The sequence below is a fragment of the Klebsiella sp. P1954 genome (genome assembly GCF_018199955.1).
In the GTDB taxonomy this organism is placed as follows: Bacteria; Pseudomonadota; Gammaproteobacteria; order Enterobacterales; family Enterobacteriaceae; genus Klebsiella; species Klebsiella pneumoniae.
This window is the reverse complement of sequence record NZ_CP073373.1, coordinates 4,470,806-4,493,993: the sequence shown is the minus strand read 5'-3', so window position 1 is coordinate 4,493,993 and position 23,188 is coordinate 4,470,806. Positions and strand designations below refer to the sequence as shown.

At 55.1% G+C, this 23,188-nt stretch carries 22 protein-coding genes and 3 tRNA genes; 15 read left to right on the top strand and 10 right to left on the bottom strand.

Annotated elements, in window-relative coordinates:
* Window positions 1-23 precede the first annotated feature (23 nt).
* The 3 genes from KB890_RS21735 to KB890_RS21725 all read left to right on the top strand — a co-directional run bounded on the left by KB890_RS21735 (window position 24) and on the right by KB890_RS21725 (window position 2,079).
* Window positions 24-98 (top strand) — tRNA-Arg (locus KB890_RS21735).
* Window positions 99-346: 248 nt separating this feature from the next.
* On the top strand, window positions 347-829 hold the full coding sequence (locus tag KB890_RS21730) for a WbuC family cupin fold metalloprotein (RefSeq protein ID WP_004174945.1): 483 nt from the start codon (window positions 347-349) through the stop codon (window positions 827-829).
* Window positions 830-1,197: 368 nt separating this feature from the next.
* Entirely contained in the window at window positions 1,198-2,079 is an 882-nt protein-coding gene (locus KB890_RS21725; RefSeq protein WP_004180785.1) for a hypothetical protein, read from the top strand.
* A 9-nt stretch (window positions 2,080-2,088) separates the two neighbouring features.
* Here KB890_RS21725 and cynR read toward each other — a convergent pair whose 3' ends face one another.
* Window positions 2,089-2,997 carry a transcriptional regulator CynR gene (gene cynR, locus KB890_RS21720; RefSeq protein WP_004180788.1) on the bottom strand — a complete coding sequence of 303 codons (909 nt, stop codon included), beginning with the start codon at window positions 2,995-2,997 and terminating at the stop codon, window positions 2,089-2,091.
* 132 nt (window positions 2,998-3,129) lie between these two features.
* Between cynR and KB890_RS21715 the strand changes: the two genes are divergently transcribed.
* The 3 genes from KB890_RS21715 (at window position 3,130) to ypdK (ending at window position 5,191) form a co-directional block, all read left to right on the top strand.
* Window positions 3,130-3,588, top strand: a complete 459-nt coding sequence (locus KB890_RS21715) for a nucleoside deaminase (protein WP_004180790.1) — start codon at window positions 3,130-3,132, stop codon at window positions 3,586-3,588.
* Entirely contained in the window at window positions 3,585-4,781 is a 1,197-nt protein-coding gene (locus KB890_RS21710) for a CynX/NimT family MFS transporter (protein ID WP_004180792.1), read from the top strand. The genes KB890_RS21715 and KB890_RS21710 overlap by 4 nt, the downstream gene beginning before the upstream one ends.
* 338 nt (window positions 4,782-5,119) lie before the next feature.
* On the top strand, window positions 5,120-5,191 hold the full coding sequence (gene ypdK, locus KB890_RS21705) for a membrane protein YpdK (protein WP_099119320.1): 72 nt from the start codon (window positions 5,120-5,122) through the stop codon (window positions 5,189-5,191).
* A 70-nt stretch (window positions 5,192-5,261) separates the two neighbouring features.
* On the opposite strand, the gene alaC is transcribed toward ypdK, so the two are convergent.
* Window positions 5,262-6,476 (bottom strand): alanine transaminase, encoded by a 1,215-nt coding sequence (gene alaC / locus KB890_RS21700; protein ID WP_002913372.1) that lies wholly within the window; start codon window positions 6,474-6,476, stop codon window positions 5,262-5,264.
* Window positions 6,477-6,564: 88 nt separating this feature from the next.
* Between alaC and KB890_RS21695 the strand changes: the two genes are divergently transcribed.
* Window positions 6,565-6,750 carry a phytanoyl-CoA dioxygenase gene (locus KB890_RS21695; RefSeq protein ID WP_004188912.1) on the top strand — a complete coding sequence of 62 codons (186 nt, stop codon included), beginning with the start codon at window positions 6,565-6,567 and terminating at the stop codon, window positions 6,748-6,750.
* On the opposite strand, the gene KB890_RS21690 is transcribed toward KB890_RS21695, so the two are convergent.
* Window positions 6,747-6,860: a hypothetical protein gene (locus KB890_RS21690; protein WP_020324249.1), complete on the bottom strand. Its 114-nt coding sequence runs from the start codon at window positions 6,858-6,860 to the stop codon at window positions 6,747-6,749. The two genes, KB890_RS21695 and KB890_RS21690, sit on opposite strands and share 4 nt — an antisense overlap.
* Here KB890_RS21690 and KB890_RS21685 point away from each other — a divergent pair.
* Together KB890_RS21685 and KB890_RS21680 are read left to right on the top strand one after the other, a co-directional pair.
* Window positions 6,859-8,556: a sensor histidine kinase gene (locus KB890_RS21685; RefSeq protein WP_020324238.1), complete on the top strand. Its 1,698-nt coding sequence runs from the start codon at window positions 6,859-6,861 to the stop codon at window positions 8,554-8,556. The genes KB890_RS21690 and KB890_RS21685 overlap by 2 nt on opposite strands.
* An 11-nt stretch (window positions 8,557-8,567) precedes the next feature.
* Complete coding sequence (locus KB890_RS21680; RefSeq protein WP_002913374.1) at window positions 8,568-9,305, top strand: LytR/AlgR family response regulator transcription factor; 738 nt, start codon at window positions 8,568-8,570, stop codon at window positions 9,303-9,305.
* A 53-nt stretch (window positions 9,306-9,358) separates the two neighbouring features.
* On the opposite strand, the gene glk is transcribed toward KB890_RS21680, so the two are convergent.
* Complete coding sequence (glk, locus tag KB890_RS21675; protein ID WP_002913377.1) at window positions 9,359-10,324, bottom strand: glucokinase; 966 nt, start codon at window positions 10,322-10,324, stop codon at window positions 9,359-9,361.
* A 263-nt stretch (window positions 10,325-10,587) separates the two neighbouring features.
* Here glk and KB890_RS21670 point away from each other — a divergent pair, with 263 nt between their 5' ends.
* Window positions 10,588-11,823 carry an ion channel protein gene (locus KB890_RS21670; RefSeq protein WP_004180794.1) on the top strand — a complete coding sequence of 412 codons (1,236 nt, stop codon included), beginning with the start codon at window positions 10,588-10,590 and terminating at the stop codon, window positions 11,821-11,823.
* Here the strand turns inward: KB890_RS21670 and KB890_RS21665 are convergent.
* Entirely contained in the window at window positions 11,820-13,481 is a 1,662-nt protein-coding gene (locus KB890_RS21665) for an alpha-keto acid decarboxylase family protein (RefSeq protein WP_004174935.1), read from the bottom strand. The two genes, KB890_RS21670 and KB890_RS21665, sit on opposite strands and share 4 nt — an antisense overlap.
* Window positions 13,482-13,661: 180 nt before the next feature.
* Here KB890_RS21665 and KB890_RS21660 point away from each other — a divergent pair, with 180 nt between their 5' ends.
* A complete protein-coding gene (locus KB890_RS21660) occupies window positions 13,662-14,654 on the top strand; it encodes an aldo/keto reductase (RefSeq protein ID WP_004180796.1) in 993 nt (330 codons plus the stop codon).
* 130 nt (window positions 14,655-14,784) lie between these two features.
* Window positions 14,785-15,144 carry a DUF2502 domain-containing protein gene (locus KB890_RS21655; RefSeq protein ID WP_002913419.1) on the top strand — a complete coding sequence of 120 codons (360 nt, stop codon included), beginning with the start codon at window positions 14,785-14,787 and terminating at the stop codon, window positions 15,142-15,144.
* 57 nt (window positions 15,145-15,201) lie between these two features.
* Here KB890_RS21655 and KB890_RS21650 read toward each other — a convergent pair whose 3' ends face one another.
* Window positions 15,202-16,443, bottom strand: a complete 1,242-nt coding sequence (locus KB890_RS21650; protein WP_002913421.1) for an Nramp family divalent metal transporter — start codon at window positions 16,441-16,443, stop codon at window positions 15,202-15,204.
* Between the two features lie 346 nt (window positions 16,444-16,789).
* On the opposite strand from KB890_RS21650, the gene nupC reads away from it, so the two are divergent.
* Window positions 16,790-17,992: a nucleoside permease NupC gene (nupC, locus tag KB890_RS21645; RefSeq protein ID WP_002913423.1), complete on the top strand. Its 1,203-nt coding sequence runs from the start codon at window positions 16,790-16,792 to the stop codon at window positions 17,990-17,992.
* A gap of 48 nt (window positions 17,993-18,040) precedes the next feature.
* Here the strand turns inward: nupC and KB890_RS21640 are convergent, their stop codons facing one another.
* The 3 genes from KB890_RS21640 to KB890_RS21630 all read right to left on the bottom strand — a co-directional run bounded on the left by KB890_RS21640 (window position 18,041) and on the right by KB890_RS21630 (window position 20,614).
* Window positions 18,041-20,212 carry an EAL domain-containing protein gene (locus KB890_RS21640; protein WP_020324251.1) on the bottom strand — a complete coding sequence of 724 codons (2,172 nt, stop codon included), beginning with the start codon at window positions 20,210-20,212 and terminating at the stop codon, window positions 18,041-18,043.
* A 209-nt stretch (window positions 20,213-20,421) separates the two neighbouring features.
* Window positions 20,422-20,497, bottom strand: a tRNA-Ala gene (locus KB890_RS21635).
* Window positions 20,498-20,538: 41 nt separating this feature from the next.
* Window positions 20,539-20,614 (bottom strand) — tRNA-Ala (locus KB890_RS21630).
* Window positions 20,615-20,833: 219 nt separating this feature from the next.
* On the opposite strand from KB890_RS21630, the gene KB890_RS21625 reads away from it, so the two are divergent.
* Window positions 20,834-21,187, top strand: a complete 354-nt coding sequence (locus KB890_RS21625; RefSeq protein WP_002913434.1) for a MerR family transcriptional regulator — start codon at window positions 20,834-20,836, stop codon at window positions 21,185-21,187.
* A gap of 3 nt (window positions 21,188-21,190) precedes the next feature.
* Window positions 21,191-21,583: a MerR family transcriptional regulator gene (locus KB890_RS21620; protein WP_002913435.1), complete on the top strand. Its 393-nt coding sequence runs from the start codon at window positions 21,191-21,193 to the stop codon at window positions 21,581-21,583.
* A 51-nt stretch (window positions 21,584-21,634) separates the two neighbouring features.
* Here the strand turns inward: KB890_RS21620 and gltX are convergent, their stop codons facing one another.
* A complete protein-coding gene (gene gltX, locus KB890_RS21615) occupies window positions 21,635-23,053 on the bottom strand; it encodes a glutamate--tRNA ligase (RefSeq protein ID WP_004145598.1) in 1,419 nt (472 codons plus the stop codon).
* Window positions 23,054-23,188 lie beyond the last annotated feature (135 nt).

Here is a 23,188-nt window from a genome sequence, read left to right as displayed (position 1 = left end):
AAACGCTATACTCGTGCCGCCTTGTCCCCTTAGTTAAATGGATATAACGAGCCCCTCCTAAGGGCTAGTTGCAGGTTCGATTCCTGCAGGGGACACCATATAAACGTTGCCCGCCATTCACCACGATGACCTAAACGCCAGCCAGAACGTATTCTTCTCGTAATCATAATTAGCCAACGATTTCAGTATGGTTAGTCCTGCCAGAAAGGAACGTGTCTTTGTCAATCACGCACACAATAAACCGACAGCAACGCGCATTTCTGCGTACAATACCTTCTGAATTTTTCAGTCACTAGCCGCGACCTTTTACAACCTTCTCTGGACGATACAGGAGCCAGGCGTTGATATGAAACAGATCACCCTCAGCGATATGCAGCAGCAGAGCGAAGCGGCAGCCAGTGCTCCGCGCCTGCGTGCCCATCGCAATTTTCATCCTGAACTGAGCGACCCGATACAGCGTCTGGCCATCGCCATGGAACCCGGCACCTATATCCGCCCCCACCGGCACAGGCATACTTTCGAACTTTTGCTGCCGCTGAAAGGCCGTTTTGTGGTGCTGAATTTTGATGACCACGGCGTGGTCACCAACCGGGTGGTGCTGGGTGAAACCTGTACGGCGCTGGAAATGGAGGCTGGCACCTGGCATACGGTGCTCTCGCTCGACGCAGGCGGCATGGTATTTGAAGTCAAACAAGGCGCTTATCAACCGCTTGCCGAAATGGACACTATGGCCTGGGCGCCTGCTGAAGGCCAGCCAGGCACTGCCGAAATGATGGCCTGGTATGCCATCGCGCAACCGGGTGACCGCTTCCTGTCTATGCCGCAATAACTACAGGTAGGTTCGACAGGCGCCGCAGGCGTCTGTTTGATACTTCCTGCCGACCACAAAGTTTGCCAAATTGACCGTCCCTTTTTTCGTGCTCCGCTCATACTCACCTTAAATATTGCTGCTAAACAGGAAGAAACGCTTATATTCAGCAAACTATTTTTCTCTACGAATAAGAGATGATAAGATAACGGGAAAGAGTAAATATGCGGCAGCAAAACAATAAAAACAGCCAATTTATCGATATATTATTCTCAATGTGAATGGATTTTGTTAATCAGGTAAAGGAAGTCAGCAGAAAAAAATAAATCATTGTCATTGATGCTTTTGCTCACCATGGCGATTTATTTTTTCATCGACATACAATTCTTATGAATATTACAGAACGGAATATCTGGAAGCTAAATAATTTACCGCCAATGGAGTATTGCTCTCTGGCGCGGGCGCAAAAATTATTAAACTGCGAACTGGAAGACATTCTTCACTGGCATGATATAGGCGCAATCAATCTATGTCTTAAGCTTAACCCAACGCCGGGAATATTAAAAATCGCCGTCCTCTCCCATCAGGAAAAAGAGGTAACCAGCGCGTTTAATCCATTTACCTCAGTCGAGGCAGGAGAAACAGTCTGGTCGCATCACTCCCATATCCGCAGCATTCTGCGGCTTGAAGGCGATATTCCGACGATGGAAACCCTGCGCGGAAATACGGTAACCCAGTTCAACGTAAAGGTATTTGCTTCAGGGCTCTGGCATCCACACTGTCGGAACCTAATGGCGCTGCTGGAGGCGCCAGATGATATTCTTTACGAAAACCGCCTCAGCATGATGCTGCCGGATAAACCATTTGTTTATTGTCATTTCATTCCAGAGGAAGACGAATGCCCCTCGATATCATTGAACCGCATCTATATCACCAGCCAGGCCATTGAGAAAATATACGCCCACAGTATTAGCGCCCGGCCTATGGACGTGACGAAAAATCCGCTACTGGATCAAACCCGTTACATCCAGCAGGAATTAACCGTCCTGCCGCAAAGTGAGGTATTGCTGGAATTTATCCATTATCTTATTCAGTCCCATACTGTATTTAATGAGAAGTTGCAGAGTATGGCTGAGCCAGACAAGACTCAGCTCTTTCATCACGTGCTGGAAAGGCTTAAGGAAGAAGGCATGCTTATAGAGAATGCCCAGCCCGATGAAGGCGATATCGGCAGCGAAGCCAGCCGTGAGTCGCAGTTCGCCGGCGAGTAACGTAGTCCTTCAGGCAAGGGACTGGCGGTTTTCCTGCTCAATCGTTATCGCGTTCTCTCGGGCCAGGGTGATGAATGCGCGCGCTGCGGCGCTCTGCCAGGCGCCCTGCCGCTGCAATAAACAGGCCGTGCGCTGCAGCAGCGCAGGTCTTAGCTCAATCGCCACCACATCATCAAACTGCCCGGCGATCGCCGCCGGCAGCAGCGTTGCTAACGTTGTGCTTCGAATAACCGACAGAACGGCCCCGATGGAGTTGGCCTCCATCCGCACGTCTGGTTCGAGCCGATGAAGGCGGCAATAACGATCAATCTGCTCGCGGGTAGCAAACTCGCTGCTCAGTAAAATTAGCGGCTGTGCGTCGAGAGCCTGCAGTTGCAAGTCGCGCTCTCCTGCCAGCGGATGCGCACGGCTCACCACCAGCGCAAGCGTTTCCGTCAGCAGCGGCTGAACCACAATTTCCTGTGACCGGCTGTCGTCAAAGGCAATCCCCACATCCAGTTCATCCTCCAGCAGCATCGCCTCCATCCGCTCCTGGTTCATCTCCTGGATAAGCACTTTTACTCCAGGATAGCGTCGGTAGTACGCCTCCATCAGCGGGCCCAGCATATAGGTAGTGAAAGTTGGCGTCATAGCAATGCGGAGTTTACCGTGCTGGAGATCTTCTGCGTCATGCAAGGCGCGCCGACCTTCCTCAAGGTCGCGTAACGCGCGACGGGCATACTCCAGCCAGATCTCACCGGCATCGGTCAGGCGAATACGTCGGCCAGAGCGGTCGAAAAGCTGAACCTCCAGCATCGCTTCCAGCTGGCGTATCTGCTGTGACAGCGCAGGCTGGGAGACATGCAGCGCCGCGGCGGCGTGGGAAAAGCCACAATGTTCAGCCACAGCGATAAAGTAGGAAAGTTGGCGCAGAAGCATCGGCCCACCTATAAGAAATTCCAATAGGCATTATCATAAATAAGTCTTTTAACTTATGAAACAAGAGACGTACCCTCTTCGCACGACCCTCAACATATTTCACCTTTAACATCGTTTTATGCAGGAGTGACTATGTCCGCTCACGATCGTTATCTTCAGCGCGCATTAGTGCTGGCAAAACAAAACATTGCTGACGGTGGGCGCCCCTTCGGCGCCGTGCTGGTGCGGAATGATGAGATTGTCGCTGAAAGCGTCAATACCTTTCATCTGAGCGGTGACCCAACGGCGCATGCCGAACTGAACGCCGTTCGCGATCTTGCCGCCAGACTGGGAAGCGCGGTGTTGCGTGAATGCGTCATCTATGCCAGCGGACAACCTTGCCCTATGTGCCTGAGCGCGCTCTATTTAACCGGCGTGCGGGAAGTGTTTTTCGCCAATAGCAATCAGGACGGGGAGCCTTTTCAGCTCTCGACCGCCGCGATTTATCAGCAGCTGCAGCAGCCGCTGGACCAGCAAACGCTGCCGATCCATCATCGCCCGCAGCCGGAGGGAACTGAACTTTATCAGCGCTGGGCGGAACGGCAGTCATGACACCAGCGCTGCGACAGAACCTGACGCTGGCAGTCCTGGTACTGACTGGGATCAATATGCGGCCGCTGCTTACCTCCATTGGTCCTTTGCTGCCGGACATCCGCGCAGCCAGCGGCATGAGCTATACCCTGGCCGCACTCCTGACCGCCCTGCCGGTGATCGCGATGGGGGTGCTGGCGCTGGCCGCTGGCTGGGTCGATCGCTATATCGGTCAAAAGCGCAGTATTGCGCTGAGCCTGCTGATTATCGCGGCAGGCGCCCTGCTGCGGGAAATCGCCCCGAATAGTGGCTTACTGCTCACCAGCGCTCTGGCCGGAGGAATTGGCATCGGCATTATTCAGGCCGCCATTCCGGCGGTAATTAAGCACCTCTTTCCCCGACGGACGCCGCTGGTGATGGGACTATGGTCAGCGGCGCTGATGGGCGGCGGCGGGTTAGGCGCCGCGTTCACCCCATGGCTGGCGTCACATAGCGCGGCCTGGCATGATGCGCTAGCCTGGTGGGCGTTCCCTGCGCTCCTGGCTCTGCTCAGCTGGCTGGCGATTTGTCGGCAATTGCCTCGTGCACCGCATCAGACCAGCGCTTCCCCCCGGGTCGCGATTATTGGCCAGCGCCGCGCCTGGACGCTGGGACTCTATTTCGGACTGATCAATGCCGGTTACGCCAGCCTGATCGCCTGGCTGCCTCCTTACTACATCCAGCTAGGCGATAGCGCCCAGTACAGCGGTTCGCTGCTGGCGCTGCTGACCGTCGGGCAAACCGCCGGCGCGCTGCTGCTCCCGGCGCTGGCTCGCCAGGAGGATCGGCGCCAGCTTCTTCTGCTAGCGCTGGCGCTACAGCTGATTGGCTTCTGCGGCTTTATCTGGCTGCCAGAGCATTTCTCTGCGCTCTGGGCCATTGCCTGCGGCGTGGGATTGGGCGGCGCGTTTCCTCTGTGCCTGGTGCTGGCGCTGGATCACGCCGGACATCCGGCGGTGGCCGGCAGGCTGGTAGCCTTTATGCAGGGGATCGGATTTATCATCGCCGGTCTGTCGCCCTGGCTTTCAGGCCTGCTGCGTAGCCTGAGCGGGAACTACACGCTTGACTGGTCCTGGCATGCGATCTGCGTCCTGCTACTCATGGCGCTGACGCTGCGCTTTATCCCGGCACACTACCCGGCCGAGTGGCGACAGCGCGCCTCAGACCTGCCCTGAACCGACGGCGGCGCGTGGCAAAGATAATGCCGCGCGCTCTCGTTGGCCTTCTCCGCCCGCCCCATCGCTAAAACCCGTTTCCTTCGCGTCGCTGGCGCTAAATTTATTACCCTGTGAAATTAATGTGTCGCCGAATCACGACACTCGTAAGTAACTAAAAATTAATAAAAAAATGCCTCTTGTTTCCCTGATTTTTTAGGCGTACATTAGCGCCATCTGGAGCACTAAACGCACAGAATTACGGGCTGCTGCAGGGTTAAGTTACACTGGCGACAGCCCTTGAAAAACAGAACAATTAATTCATTTGAACGTCGCACAAGCGCGTGGAGTGATGAGTCGTGAAATACTTCTTTATGGGCCTCTCTTTTATGGTCATCGTTTGGGCCGGTACTTTTGCCCTGATGATCTAGACTGCAGCGGTGTCAAAAAAAACGGGAGCCTTCATGCTCCCGTTTTTATTTTGCCGTGCTGCCCGCAGCGCTAGCTCGCGGAGGCCAGCAGACCATCCGCGCGGAACATCGCCTTGATACCGCGGATCGCCTGGCGCGTACGGTCCCGGTTCTCGATCAGCGCGAAGCGGACGTGGGTATCACCATAGTCGCCAAAGCCAATCCCCGGCGAGACGCAAACCTTCGCTTCATTAAGCAGCTTTTTCGCAAACTCCAGCGACCCCATGGCGGCGTAAGGTTCCGGTATTTTCGCCCACACGTACATAGACGCTTTCGGACACTCCACCATCCAGCCGGCCTCATGAAGCCCTTTGACCAGCACATCGCGACGGCGCTTATACTGTTCGGCAATATCGCGCACGCACTGCTGATCGCCCTCCAGCGCAGCTATCGCCGCCACCTGCAGCGGAGTAAAAGTCCCGTAGTCATGATAGCTTTTGATACGAGCGAGGGCATTCACCAAAGTCTTATTACCCACCATAAAGCCAATGCGCCAGCCGGCCATGTTATAGCTTTTCGACAGGGTAAAGAACTCGACGGCGACATCCCGCGCGCCGGGCACCTGCATGATGGAGGGCGCTTTCCAGCCGTCATACACGATATCGGCATAGGCCAGATCGTGGACGACCAGAATGTCATACTGCTTCGCCAGAGCGACAACCTTTTCAAAGAAATCCAGTTCGACGCACTGCGCGGTCGGATTTGAGGGAAAGCCAAGGATCATCATCTTCGGCTTCGGATAGCTCTCGCGGATGGCGCGTTCCAGCTCGTTAAAGAAATCCACCCCTTCCACCAGCGGCACTGAGCGCACCTGCGCCCCGGCAATCACCGCGCCATAGATATGAATCGGATAGCTGGGGTTCGGCACCAGTACGGTGTCGCCATGATCCAGCGTCGCCAGCATCAGGTGCGCCAGCCCCTCTTTCGAACCAATGGTGACGATCGCTTCCGATTCCGGATCGATATCGACGTTATAGCGTTCTTCATACCAGCGTGAAATGGCGCGACGCAGGCGCGGGATCCCCCGCGAGGTAGAGTAACCATGGGTGTCAGGCCGTTGAGCAACGGTGCAGAGTTTTTCCACGATATGCGGCGGCGTCGCGCCATCGGGATTACCCATACTGAAATCGATAATATCTTCGCCGCGCCGACGCGCAGCCATTTTCAGTTCAGCAGTAATGTTAAAAACGTACGGAGGGAGACGATCGATACGCGTAAAACGGCGTTCAGGACTGGATTCAGCCATAGGTTCCTCTAATTAACGTTAGCGCCCGGACCGTCCGAGCGACGCTGCCGCTGTTGCGGCTCGTTTAGAAAATAACCTGAAAAAATTCATGTTGTCGAGAGGCCCGTTAAAAAATATTCCCTGGCATATAAAACGGGTATCGACTGCGCTAAATGCGGCAGTTCATTGGCGGAATAATCCCGGGTTGTATAAAAGTGGTAACACACTGATATCTTTCTTAACACAGAATATTATCGTTAATGGCGAAGACCGCCGCTATCGCGATGCTTTTTAATTAATCCCCTTTAAAAAGTACGTCTTTTCCGCTTTATGGTTCCACGGCTGGTCTTCTGCCGTCAGGTTTTTTATCATGTTCCTTTCTGGCCACTGACGCGGCGCACCCATGCACGAAATCTTTACTATGATGCTGGCGGTCTATGATCGTGCGGCCCTGATGCTTATTTGCCTCTTTTTCCTTATTCGCCTGCGCCTGTTCCGCGAACTGTTGCATAAGTCGGCCCATACTCCGAAAGAGCTGCTGGCGGTGACAGCCATTTTCTCGCTGTTCGCGCTATTTAGTACCTGGTCCGGCGTCCCGGTTGAGGGGTCCCTGGTGAACGTCCGCATTATCGCCGTGATGTCCGGTGGGATCCTGTTTGGTCCCTGGGTGGGCGCGATTGTCGGGGCGATTGCCGGCGTGCACCGCTATTTGATTGATATCGACGGCGTGACCGCAGTGCCCTGCTTTATCACCAGCATTGTCGCCGGCCTGCTGTCGGGGTTGATTAATCGTAAAGTGGCCCGCGAACAACGGTGGAAAATCGGCATTCTGGCGGGGATGATGTGTGAAACTCTGACCATGATCCTGGTGGTGGTCTGGGCGCCTTCCCTGAGTCTCGGCGTAGATATTGTTTCGAAAATTGGTATCCCGATGATCCTCGGCAGCGTCTGCATCGGCTTTATCGTGCTGCTGGTGCAGAGCGTTGAAGGGGAAAAGGAGGCCAGCGCGGCGCGGCAGGCGAAACTGGCGCTCGATATCGCCAACAAAACCCTGCCGCTGTTTCGACACGTTAACAGCGATTCTCTGCGCCAGGTTTGCGAGATTATCCGCCGCGACATTACCGCCGACGCGGTGGCGATCACCAATACCGAGCACGTGCTGGCCTACGTGGGCTTCGGTGAAGCCAACTATCAACGCCACGACGATATGATTAGCCCCACCACCCGGCAGGCGATTCGTTATGGGAAAATCATCATAAAAAACAATGACGAAGCCCACCGCACCCCGGAGATCCACTCCTTGATGGTGATCCCGCTGTGGGAAAAAGGGGTGGTGACCGGCACGCTAAAAATCTATTACTGCCACGCCCATCGCATCACTTCGACGCTGCAGGAGATGGCGATTGGCCTGTCGCAAATAATCTCCACCCAGCTGGAAGTCTCCCGCGCCGAACAGCTGCGGGAGATGGCCAACAAAGCGGAGCTGCGCGCCCTGCAAAGCAAAATTAACCCGCATTTTTTATTTAATGCGCTGAACGCGATCTCCTCCTCGATTCGCCTTAATCCGGACACCGCGCGCCAGCTCATTTTTAATCTGTCGCGCTACCTGCGCTATAACATCGAATTAAAAGACGATGAGCAGATTGATATCAAACGAGAGCTTTATCAGATCAAAGATTATATCGCTATTGAACAGGCGCGATTCGGCGACAAGCTGACGGTCATCTACGATATTGACGACGACGTCAGCTGCGTGATCCCGAGCCTGCTTATCCAGCCGCTGGTGGAAAATGCCATTGTTCACGGTATTCAACCCTGTAAAGGCAAAGGCGTGGTGACGATCGGCATTAACGAGTGCGGCAATCGGGTACGCATCAGCGTTCGCGATACGGGCAACGGTATCGATCCCGCCGTGGTCGCCCGCGTGGAAGCCGATGAGATGCCGGGTAACAAAATCGGCCTGCTCAATGTGCATCATCGGGTGAAACTTCTCTACGGCGAGGGTTTGCATATCCGCAATCTGACGCCGGGAACCGAAATTGCCTTTTATGTCCCCAATAACTCTACGCCGCAGGCGCTGACGGAGTCGCTGTTGTCATGAGCGGAGAAAAGATGAAAGTTATCATTGTGGAGGATGAGTTTCTGGCCCAGCAGGAGCTCTCCTGGCTTATTAACACCCATAGCCAGATGGAGATCGTCGGCAGCTTTGACGACGGCCTGGACGTGCTGAAATTTCTCCAGCACAACAAGGTCGACGCCATCTTTCTCGATATCAATATTCCGTCGCTCGACGGGGTTCTGCTGGCGCAAAACATCAGCCAGTTTGCCCATAAACCTTTTATCGTCTTTATCACCGCGTGGAAAGAACATGCGGTGGAAGCCTTTGAGCTGGAAGCCTTTGACTACATCCTGAAACCCTACCAGGAATCGCGCATCATCAATATGCTGCAAAAGCTGACCACCGCCTGGCAGCAGCAAAATAACGCTGCTTCAGGATTAGCCAGCGCGGCGCCACGGGAAAACGACACCATCAATCTGATCAAAGATGAGCGGATCATCGTCACCAGTATTCATGATATTTATTATGCCGAGGCGCATGAAAAGATGACATTCGTCTATACCCGCCGGGAGTCATTCGTCATGCCGATGAACATTACTGAATTCTGCAGCAAACTGCCCACCGCGCATTTCTTCCGCTGCCACCGCTCGTATTGCGTAAATCTCAGCAAAATTCGGGAAATTGAGCCGTGGTTCAACAACACCTATGTGCTGCGCCTGCGTGACCTGGAGTTTCAGGTTCCGGTCAGTCGCAGTAAAGTGAAAGAGTTTCGCCAGCTGATGAATCTGTAGAGAGCGGAAAGCACCGCCATCCGGGCTACGACGGTAGCCCGGGAGAAGAATACTTAAAGCACCTGGCCCAGCGTCTGACGCAGATGCGCGCCGGAGCCCAGCAGGCCTGGGTTATCATGCACGATCAGGTAAACCGGGATATCCTGAACATAAGCTTTAAAACGGCCTTTGTCTTCAAAACCGCCGCGGAAACCAGAGGCTTTAAAGAACTCCAGGAAGCGCGGCACGATGCCGCCGGCGATATACACCCCGCCAAACGTCCCGAGGGTCAGCGCCAGGTTACCGCCGAAGCGTCCCATAATGACGCAGAACAGCGACAGCGCCCGACGACAGTCGGTGCAGCTGTCCGCCAGCGCTCGCTCGGTCACCTCACGCGGCTGCAGGTTCTCCGGCAGTCGGCCGTCCGATTTGACAATCGCGCGATACAGGTTGACCAGCCCGGGACCTGAGAGCACGCGTTCTGCGGAAACATGCCCCAGCTCGGCGCGTAGCTCTTCCAGAATGATCCCTTCTTCTTCGCTGTTCGGGGCAAAATCAACATGACCGCCTTCGCCCGGCAGGCTGACCCAACGCTTATCAACGTGGACCAGATGCGCCACGCCGAGCCCGGTCCCGGCGCCATAAACGGCGATCGGTTTGCCCGCTACCGGCGCACTGCCGCCAAACTGAATAAGGTGCTCAGCTTTCAGCATCGGAATGGCCATTGAAACAGCGGTAAAATCGTTAATTATCTCCAGATGGGCAAAGCCGAGGTTGCGCTTCATTTCGGCGATAGAGAAAGCCCAGGTATGGTTGGTCATCGCCACCCAGTCGCCGGTAATCGGGCATGCGATGGCAATACAACCTTCGTTGACCGTTACCTGGTGCTCCTCGAGGTAGACGCGCACCACTGCCTCCAGACTGGGGTAATCGAGCCCGGAATAGGTCTTTGCACGAGAGATCTCTCCACTCGCCAGATCACATAGCGCCAGGCGGGCGTTGGTCCCCCCGACATCTCCTACTAAAGCAAATTTTGTCATTCCGTTACGGCTCCGCTAAAGTCAAAATAAATCTTTTGGCACACTGTAAATTCATGGCGGCTTAACAACAACGTCCAACGCGCAGACGCCCCTTGTTTAGCGACACAGGTCACATTTAGTTTGTAATCTATGCAAGGTAGCCTGTAAAGGACGCGCCGGATATCAGATGTCACCTTAACTTTATCGTTTCAGCACCATTTGCATCGACGGTCTCCGCTGACGAAGGCAAAGTAGTGCTCCAGCACTTTTACAAGGACATTTCCATGCTCCATCCTCGCGCCAGAACAATGCTGATCCTGTCGGTGCCGGCCATCCTGATAGGTATCGCCTGCAGCCTGATCCTGATCGTGGCGATGAAGGTTGCCGCGCTGCTGCAGCGCGTGCTGTGGAGCAATCTGCCCGCGCAGTTGGGGGTGAGCGCCGACAGCCCGCTGTGGGTCATCGCCATGCTGACGGCGACAGGCATCGCGGTGGGTCTGGTCATTCGTTACAGCCCCGGGCACGCCGGGCCGGATCCAGCGACCGAGTCGTTAATCGGCGCTCCCATTGCCACCGGCGCGCTGCCCGGACTCCTGGCCGCGCTGATCCTCGGCCTCGCCGGCGGCGTCAGCCTCGGCCCGGAGCATCCGATTATGGTGGTGAATATCGCGCTGGCTGTCGCTGTCGGCTCCCGACTGTTTCCGCGCGTCAGCTCGCTGGACTGGACCATCCTCGCGGCCTCAGGCACCATCGGCGCCCTCTTCGGTACCCCGGTTGCCGCCGCGCTGATTTTTTCGCAAACCCTCAATAGCAGCAACGATACGCCACTGTGGGATCGCCTCTTTGCTCCCCTCCTCGCCGCCGCCGCCGGCGCGTTGACGACGGGTCTGTTTTTCCATCCCCATTTTTCGCTGCCGATCCCGCACTATGGTCAGATGCGCTTCGTTGATATTCTCAGCGGCATTATCGTCGCCCTGATCGCTATCGCCGTCGGCATGGTGGCCGTCTGGTGTCTGCCGCGACTGCATGCCCTGATGCATCGGTTGAAAAATCCAATCCTGACCCTCGGTATCGGCGGGCTGCTGCTGGGGATCGTGGGGACGATAGGCGGGCCCTTAACGCTCTTTAAAGGGCTGGATGAGATGCAGCAGCTGGCCTTCAGCCAGACGCTAACCGCCGCGGATTTTCTGCTTATCGCGCTGGTCAAACTGGCAGCCCTGGTTCTTGCCTCAGCCAGCGGCTTTCGCGGCGGGCGAATTTTCCCGGCGGTGTTCGTCGGGGTAGCGCTGGGGCTGATGCTGCATGCTCATGTTGACGCGGTGCCGGCGGCAATCACCGTTTCCTGCGCGATCCTCGGCATGGTGCTGGTCGTCACTCGCGACGGCTGGTTGAGCCTGTTTATGGCCGCCGTGGTGGTCCCGGATACGACTCTGCTGCCGCTGTTGTGTATGGTGATGCTCCCGGCCTGGCTGCTGCTGGCCGGGAGACCGTTGATGATTGCCAAACGGCATACCGATTAAACGCGGCTGTTTCGCTCCTCAAGGGCCTGCGTCACCGCGCGCAGGAAATCGGGGATATCCATTTTCGGCAGCATCACTTCTACCAGGGTGAGTGTATCGGAGGTGATGCTCTCCGTCATCACCTCCCGCAGTTCAGACGTCTGAGTGACCCGCCGGCAGCGCGAAGCAACGTCAGGGGCGAAGGCTTCCGGCAGCCGCTGCCAGTCCCACAGAGCGATGTCATTGTAGCGCTGCTCTGGACCATGAATCGCCCGTTCCACGGTATACCCTTCGTTATTCAGCAGCAGAATAAGCGGCTTTTGCTTATCACGCAGCATGGAGCCCATCTCCTGAATGGTCAGTTGGGCCGCGCCATCGCCGACAATTAGCACCACCCGCCGCTCCGCCGCCGCGGTTTGTGCGCCATAGGCGGCCGGGAGAGTAAAACCAATCGAGCCCCACAGCGGCTGGACGATCAGCGATGCTTCAGAGGGCAGCTTCAGCGCCGCAATGCCAAAGGCGGCCGTCCCCTGATCGGCGAGAATAATATCCCCCGGACGCAGGGCGCCCTGCACCGTCGCCCAGAAATTTTTCTGGGTCAACTCGCCTTCAGCGCCCTCCTCAGCCTCCGGCGCCACGACCTGAGGCGTAGCCCACTCCGCCGCCAGCGGGGCGGAAAGCGTCATCAGCGCGGCCAAAGCCTTATCCATCGGCACCCCGCTGAACCAGTGATCGCCCACCCTGACGGCGAAGGGCTGGATCTCAATAGTCTTTTCCCGCGCCAGATGTTGGGTAAATCCTGCGGTGATGGTGTCGGTGAAGCGCGTGCCAATGCAGATGATGGTGTCGGCGTTTTCAATCGCCTCCCGGGTCTGCGGCGCGCTGGCAATCCCGCTGTAGGTGCCGACAAACCCGCTCTGCTGCTCATCGAACAATCCCTTGCCCATGAGCATCGTCGCATGGGCGACAGGCGTTTTCGCCACCCACTCCCGGAGCGTCTTCTGCAGGCCATAACGTTGCGCCAGGAAGTCCGCCAGCAGGGAAATGCGTCGGCTGCCCCGCAGCAGGCGGCTGGCATGTTCGCAGAACCCGGCAAGCTGGTTTTCATCCGCCGGAGCGGGCTCCACCAGCAAGCGCTGGGCTGGGGCAATCGCTGCCGCTCTGGCGACATCGGCTGGCAGCATCAAATAGCCGGGGCGATGATGCGTCAACATATCGCGCAGCACACGGTCGATTTCATGGCAGGCGTTGCCGGCGGTCAGCAGCGCCTGGCTACAGGTGATCTGCTCGCTCATACGGGCGAAATGGCGAAAATCGCCATCGCCGAGGGTATGGTGCAGCAGTTCGCCGCGCTGCTGGGCGCCGGTAGAGGGCGCACCGACGATATGCAATACCGGAATATGTTCCGCATAGCTACCCGCAATGCCGTTCAGCGCGCTCAATTCGCCGACGCCGTAAGTGGTCAGCAGCGCACCGGCCCCTTTGATGCGCGCATAGCCGTCAGCGGCATATGCCGCATTCAGCTCGTTGGCGCAGCCGACCCACCCCAAGGCGCTGTGCGCGATGACGCGATCGAGAAACTGTAAGTTGTAATCTCCCGGCACGCCGAACAAGCGGTCAATACCGCAGTCGACAAGGCGATCCAGCAGATAATCCCCAATAGTGTAGGTCGGTTGCATATCCATTATCCTCATTTTGGTGCAGGTGTAATTTGAGTATTGAATAAGCGATCCGCCTGTCCAGATGGGAGGTGATAATGGCAGTGTAAAGCAATAATTACGCAGAAAAAGCAGTGTACTCCACGCAGAACATTGTTTAGTGTAAACGTATACACAACCTGTTTTGTCGGCGGAGGAAGAATGGTTTACCAGGCAAGCACCACGCGATATCAAACGATGGAGTACCGTCGCTGCGGCCGCAGCGGTCTGCAACTACCGGCCATTTCCCTTGGCCTGTGGCATAACTTTGGCGATGAAACGCGAGTGGAAACCAGCCGGCAGATGCTCCTGCACGCTTTTGACCTCGGTATAACCCATTTCGATTTGGCCAACAACTATGGGCCGCCGCCGGGCTCGGCGGAAAGCAACTTTGGCCGCATTCTGAAAGAGTCGCTCCTGCCTTATCGCGATGAGTTAATCATCTCCACTAAAGCAGGTTACACGATGTGGGACGGCCCTTACGGCGACTGGGGATCGCGAAAATATCTGGTAGCCAGTCTTAACCAGAGTCTTAAACGCATGGGGCTGGAATACGTCGATATTTTTTACCATCACCGGCCTGATCCACAGACGCCGCTGATGGAAACGATGCGTGCGCTCGATCATCTGGTTCGTCAGGGTAAAGCGCTATATGTCGGGATCTCCAACTATCCTCTGGCCCAGGCGCGGGAGGCGGTGAAGATCCTTAACGACCTCGGCACCCCCTGCATCATCCACCAGCCTCGCTACTCGATGTTCGAACGCGGCGTGGAAGAAGGACTGCTGTATTTTCTGCAGACGGAAGGGATTGGAAGCATAGCGTTTTCACCGCTGGCCGGCGGGCAACTTACCGACCGCTATCTCAACGGCATTCCGGCCGACTCGCGCGCCGCCAGCAGCAGTCGTTTTCTGCAGCCGGAGCAACTGACTCCTGCCCGATTAGAAAAAATTCGTCAGCTTAACAGGCAGGCGGAAGCGCGTGGGCAGAAGCTGTCGCAGATGGCGCTGGCCTGGGTGTTGCGCGAAGAGAAAGTCACCTCGGTGCTGATCGGCGCCAGCAAAACCGCGCAACTGGATGATGCCGTCGGCATGCTGCAGAATCGCCATTTCACCACCGAGGAGTGCGCGGCCATCGACGCCATCCTTGCGCTGTAAAGCAAATGTTACTTTAGCAAAAAGTGCTCTTTCCTGCGCTTTCGGAGTTCGTCCGATGCGGCGGGTCTTTACCGGCCCGTAATATCAGGTTAACAGGCCGCTTACGGCCCCGATCGTGAAGGAGAAGAGTATGTTCAGGTCACTGATTCTGGCAGCAGTACTGCTGGCCGCAGGGCCACTGGTCGCTAACGCTGGTGAAATCACCCTGCTGCCATCGGTAAAATTACAAATAGGCGATCGTGACAATTACGGTAACTACTGGGACGGTGGCAGCTGGCGCGACCGTGATTACTGGCGTCGTCACTATGAATGGCGTGATAACCGTTGGCATCGTCATGACAACGGCTGGCACAAAGGCTGGTACAAAGGCAGAGATAAAGCCTGGGAGCGCGGCTATCGTGCTGGCTGGAACGACCGCGATGACCACCGCGGCGGCTGGGGACGCGGCCCGGGTGGGCGCGGTCACGGTCATGGACATGGCCATCACTAACAAACGAAAAGGGGAGCCCATCGGCTCCCCTTTACTTTATTCAGCATCAGGAATCAATTAATCCACCCCGAGCAGCGACCCCACTATTAACCAGCCGTTCAGGCTCACCACAATAGCGACTATCGCCCAGCCGATGCCTCTCACCCAACGGGTATTCACCAGGTCCCCCATCAGCTTCGCATTGCTGGTAAATATCAGCAGCGGCACCAGGGCAAGCGCAATGCCAAAGCTGAGCAACACCTGACTCATTACCAGGATGCGCGTAGGATCCAGCCCCAGCAGAATGACGACAAACGACGGCAGCATGGTGATCGCCCGGCGAAACCACAGCGGAATATGAAAGCGGATAAACCCCTGCATAACGACCTGACCTGCCAGAGTGCCCACCACGGTCGACGATAAACCGGCGGCAATCAGGCTGAGGCCAAAGATGGTCGCCGCCGCGTGGCTCAGCAGCGGCTCCAGCGTCATGTAGGCCTGATCGAGATCGGCGACGCCGGTATGGCCATTAAAGTGGAATGCCGCCGCAGCGGTCGCCATCATCGCCAGATTGACGAACCCGGCAATGGTCATGGCGATCGCCACATCCCAGCGGGTCGCGTTATAGCGTTCTTTTCGCGTTCCGCCATGCAGATGCTGGGTAAGCGAGGAATGTAAGTAGATAACGTGCGGCATAATGGTCGCCCCCAGTACCCCGGCGGCTAAGAATACCGCCTCCCCGTTGGGCAGCGTGGGGATCACCAGCCCTTTCGTCAGAGGAGCCAGCGCGGGCTGGGAAAAGATCAACTCCACGACATAGGCCACGGCGACAAACAGCAACAATCCACCGATCACCTTCTCCAGTGGTTTTTGTCCGCGCCGCTGCAGCATCAGGATCAGAAAAGTCGCCACCCCGGTCAGCACCGCCCCCTGCAGAAGCGACACGCCGAGCACCAGCTTAAAGCCAATTGCGGCGCCGATAAATTCAGCCAGATCGGTGGCCATAGCGATAATTTCCGCCTGTACCCAGTAAAACCAGACAACAGGACGCGGGTAATGGTCGCGGATCTGCTCGGCCAGGTTTTTGCCGGTGGCAATGCCCAGTTTGGCAGAAAGCACCTGGATCAGCATCGCCATCAGGTTAGCCCACACCACGACCCACAGCAGCTGGTAGCCAAAGCTGGCGCCGGCCTGAATGTTAGTGGCGAAATTACCCGGATCGATATAGCCAATGGCAGCGACGAAAGCCGGGCCCATTAAGGCGAGCTTCACCTTGCGCGCGGCGCGACTACTGCTATTCTCAACGCGACTGCTAGTCATCTTCTGCCTCTGGAAATATAGCCTTTGCTATGTTTCATGCTATCAAAATGCGAATGATTATCAAGTTCATTTAGAATGGAGATAATGATTGCTGTGATAGAAGGGAACAATAGCTGGCCGGAAATGAAATACGGGCGTCAGAAAACGAGATCCAGCCCGCTATTAAGAGTAGTACAAGAATGCAACTTTTAAAACCTTTACGTAACATAACAAAAGTGGATGTTGGATCACTATTTTTGCCATTGGTCACAGTTCCTTGCAATAGTGTGCAATTGATCTCGTTTTCTTTAAAGCCGTTGCATAAAATGTGCACGGAAATTTAACCTGCCTCATATTTGGAGCAACTATGGACCGCGTCTTGCATTTTGTCCTCGCGATCGTTGTGGTGGCTATACTGGCCCTGTTGGTCAGCCATGACCGCCAAAAGATCCGTATTCGTTATGTTGTTCAACTGCTTGTCATTGAAGTCCTGCTGGCCTGGTTCTTCCTCAACTCCGATATTGGTCTGGGTTTTGTGAAAGGATTTTCCGAGATGTTTGAAAAACTCCTCGGGTTTGCCAACGAAGGGACAAACTTCGTGTTCGGCGGCATGAACGATAAAGGCCTGGCCTTCTTCTTCCTCAAAGTTTTGTGCCCTATAGTCTTCATTTCGGCTTTGATCGGCATTTTGCAGCATATTCGTATCCTGCCGATTGTCATTCGCGCGATCGGTACCGTCCTGTCGAAAGTTAACGGCATGGGCAAGCTGGAGTCCTTCAACGCCGTGAGCTCGTTGATCCTCGGCCAGTCGGAAAACTTTATCGCGTATAAAGATATTCTCGGCAAAATGTCGCGCAACCGCATGTACACCATGGCGGCGACGGCGATGTCCACCGTGTCCATGTCCATCGTAGGCGCTTACATGACCATGCTGCAGCCAAAGTATGTCGTTGCGGCGCTGGTGCTCAACATGTTCAGCACCTTTATCGTTCTGTCATTAATTAACCCTTACCGCGTGGAAGAGAGCGAAGAAAATCTGCAGATGTCGAATCTGCACGAAGGTCAGAGCTTCTTCGAGATGCTGGGCGAGTATATTCTGGCAGGTTTTAAAGTCGCGATTATCGTGGCGGCGATGTTGATCGGCTTCATCGCGCTGATCTCGGCGCTGAATGCCCTGTTCGCCACCGTGACCGGTTGGTTCGGCTATAGCATTTCCTTCCAGGGTATCCTCGGCTATATCTTCTACCCGGTCGCCTGGGTGATGGGTGTGCCGGCAAGCGAAGCGCTGCAGGTGGGCAGTATTATGGCTACCAAACTGGTCTCCAATGAATTCGTCGCCATGATGGATCTGCAGAAAATTGCCTCGACGCTCTCCCCGCGCGCGGAAGGCATTATCTCTATCTTCCTGGTCTCCTTCGCCAACTTCTCATCTATCGGTATTATTGCCGGGGCGATCAAAGGTCTGAACGAAGAACAGGGCAACGTAGTTTCTCGCTTCGGTCTGAAGCTGGTGTACGGCTCCACGCTGGTTAGCGTGCTGTCCGCCTCGATTGCGGCGCTGGTTCTGTAACAGACGTCAGTCATCTGAGCCGGGCAATGCCCGGCTTTTTTTTGCCCGTCATTCACCCAGCGGCTGTGGTTTACCGATCAGATAACCCTGCAGATAATTCACGCCCAGCTCCAGCAAGCGCGCTTTTTGCGGTTCGCTTTCGACATATTCCGCCACCACGCTCATCTGTTTCGCCCGCGCCATCTCGACAATCGATTTCACCATGATGGCGTCCAGCGGGTCCGTGAGGATGTCGCGGACGAAGCAGCCGTCAATCTTAATGATATCGGCCTGTAGATGTTTCAGACGTTCATAGTTCGCATAGCCGGTGCCAAAGTCATCAATAGCGATGGCGCAGCCAAACGCGCGCAACGCTTCAAGATTTTGCCGACTGGTGTCCGCATTAGAGAAGGCCTGCTCTTCGGTCACCTCAATAGTTATAAGTTCTGGCGAGACGCTATAGCGTTGAAACAGCGCGATAATCTGCTCTGCGCTGTTCTTTTGCATCAGAGTTGCAGGCAGCAGGTTGACCGAGAATCGCTGGCCGGGATGCTTATGGAGCATACTGAACAAGGTCTCCAGCACCAGCATGTCAAAACGTTGGCTGAGGTTAAACTGCACAATCAGCGGAATGAATCGGTCGGGCATAATGACGCTATCGCCACAGCGCATGCGCGTGAGGATCTCATGATAACCCTCCCCCTCCGGATTCTGAATCGGTTGCGCATAGAGCATCAGCGCGCGATCTTTGAACACTTGCTTGACGCGCATTAGGAGGCGCACCTGCTCGGTAGTTTGATCCACCACCAGATCCTGCTCCTCGTCCAGCGCCAGCACCCGACGTTCACTGCCCGCCTGTTCGGAAAGCCAGCTTAGCTGGCCCAGCATCTGGTAAAGTCCCTCACCCTGGCCGTCATCGCGGCCCCAGGCCGCGCCAAACTCCAAATCCAGCGGCTGATTGTGCCAGCTGAACTTTTTGTGGTTGAGGACCGCGACCATATGGTTCAAGCGGGACGACGGCTCCGGTCCATCAAGCACGAGGATCAGTTCGCTGCCCGGTACCTGGAAGACTTTATCCGCCGCTCCCAGCAGCGGTTGCAGCGCCCGAATAATCTGCCGTTTACAGTCCACCCCCATCATCAGACCATAATGCCGACTGAGAAAGTCGAGATTATCAATACGCAGGCTGCAGATAGCCTGCTGAGGACAGCTCTGTAAATGGCTCTCCAGCGCGCGCAGGTTAGGCAAGCCGGTCAGCGGATCCTCTTCCGCCTGGCTACGCCAGCGGCGTTTGTTGCGGTCGCTGCGGGCATAGATGTCGGCCATATAAAACAAACAGATAGTAAAGGAGATCAGAACCGACAGCACAAAGGAGAGTGAATACTCGCTTTGCACCCCCTGGAGAAAGTTTTTGTTATATACCACCAGCAAAAAGGCCGAGACAGACCATGAAATACGCAATAGCGCATGGCCTATTCGACTGATACCGATAAAGTAGACAATAAAAATAACCGGAACTAAATAACCGGCAATAAATTCAGACTGATACGGCGCACACAATAGCGTTAATATCACCGCCAACGCGATAAACCAATATAGGGTAAAGGAGCGATATTGCGGTGCCAGCCACGGTAAACATTCCTGCTGCCAGAAACGTCGGGCGTAGCGCGGACTGATAATCATCCGCATTGGATAATAAAGAAACGTCGTAAAAATTAATGCCGCACTGATTAAACTTTGGATATCTATTACAGTATAAATCAACGGCATACTACCAAAGTAACTGGTAATAGCTAATGGAAACGCAAAATATTGTCCGGCGAGATACATGGTGATTTTCAGGAGCACCGGCGCGAAGAAGCCGCCCCAGAAGATCCGCGCCCCCATATGTTTTGCCGTTGGACCGCAGCGCCAGCGCTTCCCCACCAACAGTCGCAGAATAGCGCAGGAGACAAACACGGCGAACAGTTGACAAAAAAGTAAGATAAACGCCTGCGGCAGCGTTAATTTAATGAGAAAACTATTGGTGATGGCAAACGCGAGAATTAATGGCGCAATTGCATAGCGGCCAAAGATAAAAATAACAGAAAACATCACGCTGATTGGCAGCCAGGCAATATAAATAAGGTTGCCGTCAATTATCGTTTGCGGTGAAATAAAACGAGCCAGCGGAATAGCGACTAAACAAATGATAAAGGCCAATAGAGTTTTTTTGATATTAATGTTAATTTTATCAAGCATTATTGTTAATTAAAACTCCAGAAACCTCATCACGTTTAATGGGGGAAATGTTATGTTGCTTATTTAGGGCAGGCAAGGCGAATTATCAGGAAAAAGTCTGAAATTACTTTCGATTTTAATTGCTGGAGATTAACTGACGTAACCAGAAAGTGCTTTACATGAAACCCGCTAAAAACAAAAACCCCCGCCGAAGCGAGGGTTCTGAATTTTGGTGGAGCTAAGCGGGATCGAACCGCTGACCTCTTGCATGCCATGCAAGCGCTCTCCCAGCTGAGCTATAGCCCCACAGGACTTCTTTACGAACCAAATCCGCTGGGTGCAGAATTTGGTGGAGCTAAGCGGGATCGAACCGCTGACCTCTTGCATGCCATGCAAGCGCTCTCCCAGCTGAGCTATAGCCCCGTAACGTAAAGCGTGTCGTGTTGACGGGCGGCATAATATGAATTCCTCGCTCAGGTGTCAACGGCAAAATTATCCTTCCCGATTCAATCGCTGAAAAAGCAGGCAACTTGCTGACATTGCGAGCCTTATCGCAGTCAGAAGTTAAACAGGTCACCTTTTCACGTAAAAGGATGCTATAACATGGGCAGCTAATTCCCATACATTTACTCAGGAAATAGTATGCTCAAGGAACGAATGACACCTGAAGAAATTGCCCATCTAACCGGCTACAGTCGGCAAACTATCAATAAGTGGGTGCGGAAAGAAGGCTGGCAAACCTCTCCGCGACCTGGCGTCCAGGGCGGCAAAGCGCGCCTGGTCCATGTCAATGAGCAAGTCAGGGAGTTTATCCGCAGCGCCCAGCGCGTGGCGGAGACGCCCGGCATCTATTCTCCCCATGATAGCGATCTGGAATCGCTGCTGCTGACCCTCAGTAAAGAACTCACCCCCAGCGAGCAGAAGCAGCTTATGTCTTTGTTGCTGCGCGAGGGGATCACCGGGTTACTGCTTCGGTTAGGGATCCGCGATCGGTAAACCATGATGAAACTGAAAGATAAAATGACGCCCGCAGAGCTTGCCGACTGCCTGGGGCTGGCCAGACAAACGATCAATCGCTGGGTTCGCGAGAAACAATGGCGCACCGAAGCAATACCCGGCGTTAAAGGGGGGCGAGCGCGACTGGTGGTTATCGACCAACCGGTACGCGAGTTTCTGACCAACATCCCTGCCAGACGCCATCTGCTTACCGACAATCATCTCGCGGAATCGCCAGGTGCATACCTGGTCAATGAGGCAGACGCGATCTGGCGGCAAATCACGGAAACCCTACAGCTGATGACTCCGGCAGAACAGCTGCAGCTCCGCGATCTGCTGGCCCGGGAAGGGATTAGCGGTTTTCTTGCCCGCCTCGGCATCGCCAGTCCGGAATAACAGGCAAAAAAAACGGCAGGGTAACCTGCCGTTGTTTCAGCTGCGTCGCCGTCAGGACGCCTGGCCTTCGCGTTCAGCGATAAAAGCCAGCGCTTTATTGATACGATCTACGCTACGGGATTTACCGATAGCATGGACAGTAACGTCTAGCGCAGGAGATTGCCCTGCCCCGGTAACCGCCACGCGCAGCGGCATACCGACTTTACCCATCCCCACCTCCAGCTCATCAGCAGTTGCCTGAATCGCGTGATGGACGTTTTCCGCCGTCCAGTCGCTAATCGCCGCCAGCTTATCGCGAACCACTTCCAGCGGCTGACGCGCCACTGGACGCAGATGTTTTTTCGCGGCGTCGGCATCGAATTCAGCGAACTCTTCATAGAAGTAGCGGCAGCTCTGGGCCATCTCTTTCAGCGTCTTGCAACGCTCGCCCAGCAGTTTCACCAGCTCAGCCAGCTGCGGGCCGTTGCGAGTGTCGATATTTTCCTGCTCGATATGCCACTGCAGATGCGTTGCCACATATTCCGCCGGCAGGGTATTGATATAGTGATGGTTTAACCACAGCAGTTTATCGGTGTTAAAGGCACTGGCGGATTTGCTCACCGCGCCCAGTGAGAAGAACTCAATCATCTCTTCGCGAGTGAAAATCTCCTGATCGCCATGAGACCAGCCCAGGCGCACCAGATAGTTGAGTAGCGCTTCCGGCAGGTAGCCGTCGTCGCGATACTGCATCACGCTCACTGCGCCGTGGCGCTTGGAAAGTTTTTTACCGTCATCGCCGTTGATCATCGACACGTGCGCATAAACCGGCACCGGCGCATTCAGCGCTTTGAGGATGTTGATCTGGCGCGGCGTGTTGTTGATATGATCTTCGCCGCGGATCACGTGAGTGATCGCCATATCCCAGTCATCTACCACCACGCAGAAGTTATAGGTCGGGGAACCATCGGTACGGCGAATGATCAGATCGTCCAGTTCCTGGTTGCTGAACTCGATAGGTCCGCGGATCTGATCGTCAAAAATAACCGAACCTTCCTGCGGGTTGGCGAAACGCACGACGCACGGCTCATCGTCAGCATGGTGCTCGTGGCTATGGCGGCAGCGGCCATCGTAACGCGGCTTCTCACCCTTCGCCATCTGCTCTTCGCGCAGCGCTTCCAGACGTTCTTTCGAGCAATAGCATTTGTAAGCGGTACCGGCTTCCAGCATCTCATCGATTACGTTGTTATAACGATCGAAACGTTTGGTCTGGAAATAGGGGCCTTCGTCCCATTGCAGATTCAGCCAGTTCATGCCATCCATGATGGCTTCAATTGCTTCCGGGGTGGAGCGTTCGAGATCGGTGTCTTCAATACGCAGCACAAACTCACCGCCGTGGTTACGGGCAAAAAGCCAGGAATAGAGAGCAGTACGCGCACCGCCAACGTGCAGATAGCCGGTTGGGCTTGGCGCGAAGCGAGTTTTGATTTTCATGAATTGGCCTTACGTTTAATAAAGATGCCGATAGCCGGCAATGTCCGGTGGAAATTATGGGTCAATATTCTAACACCGTGGGCTGATTCCTCAATGTTGTTCCCATCGGAACGTCACGGTTTGCCATTTTTGTTT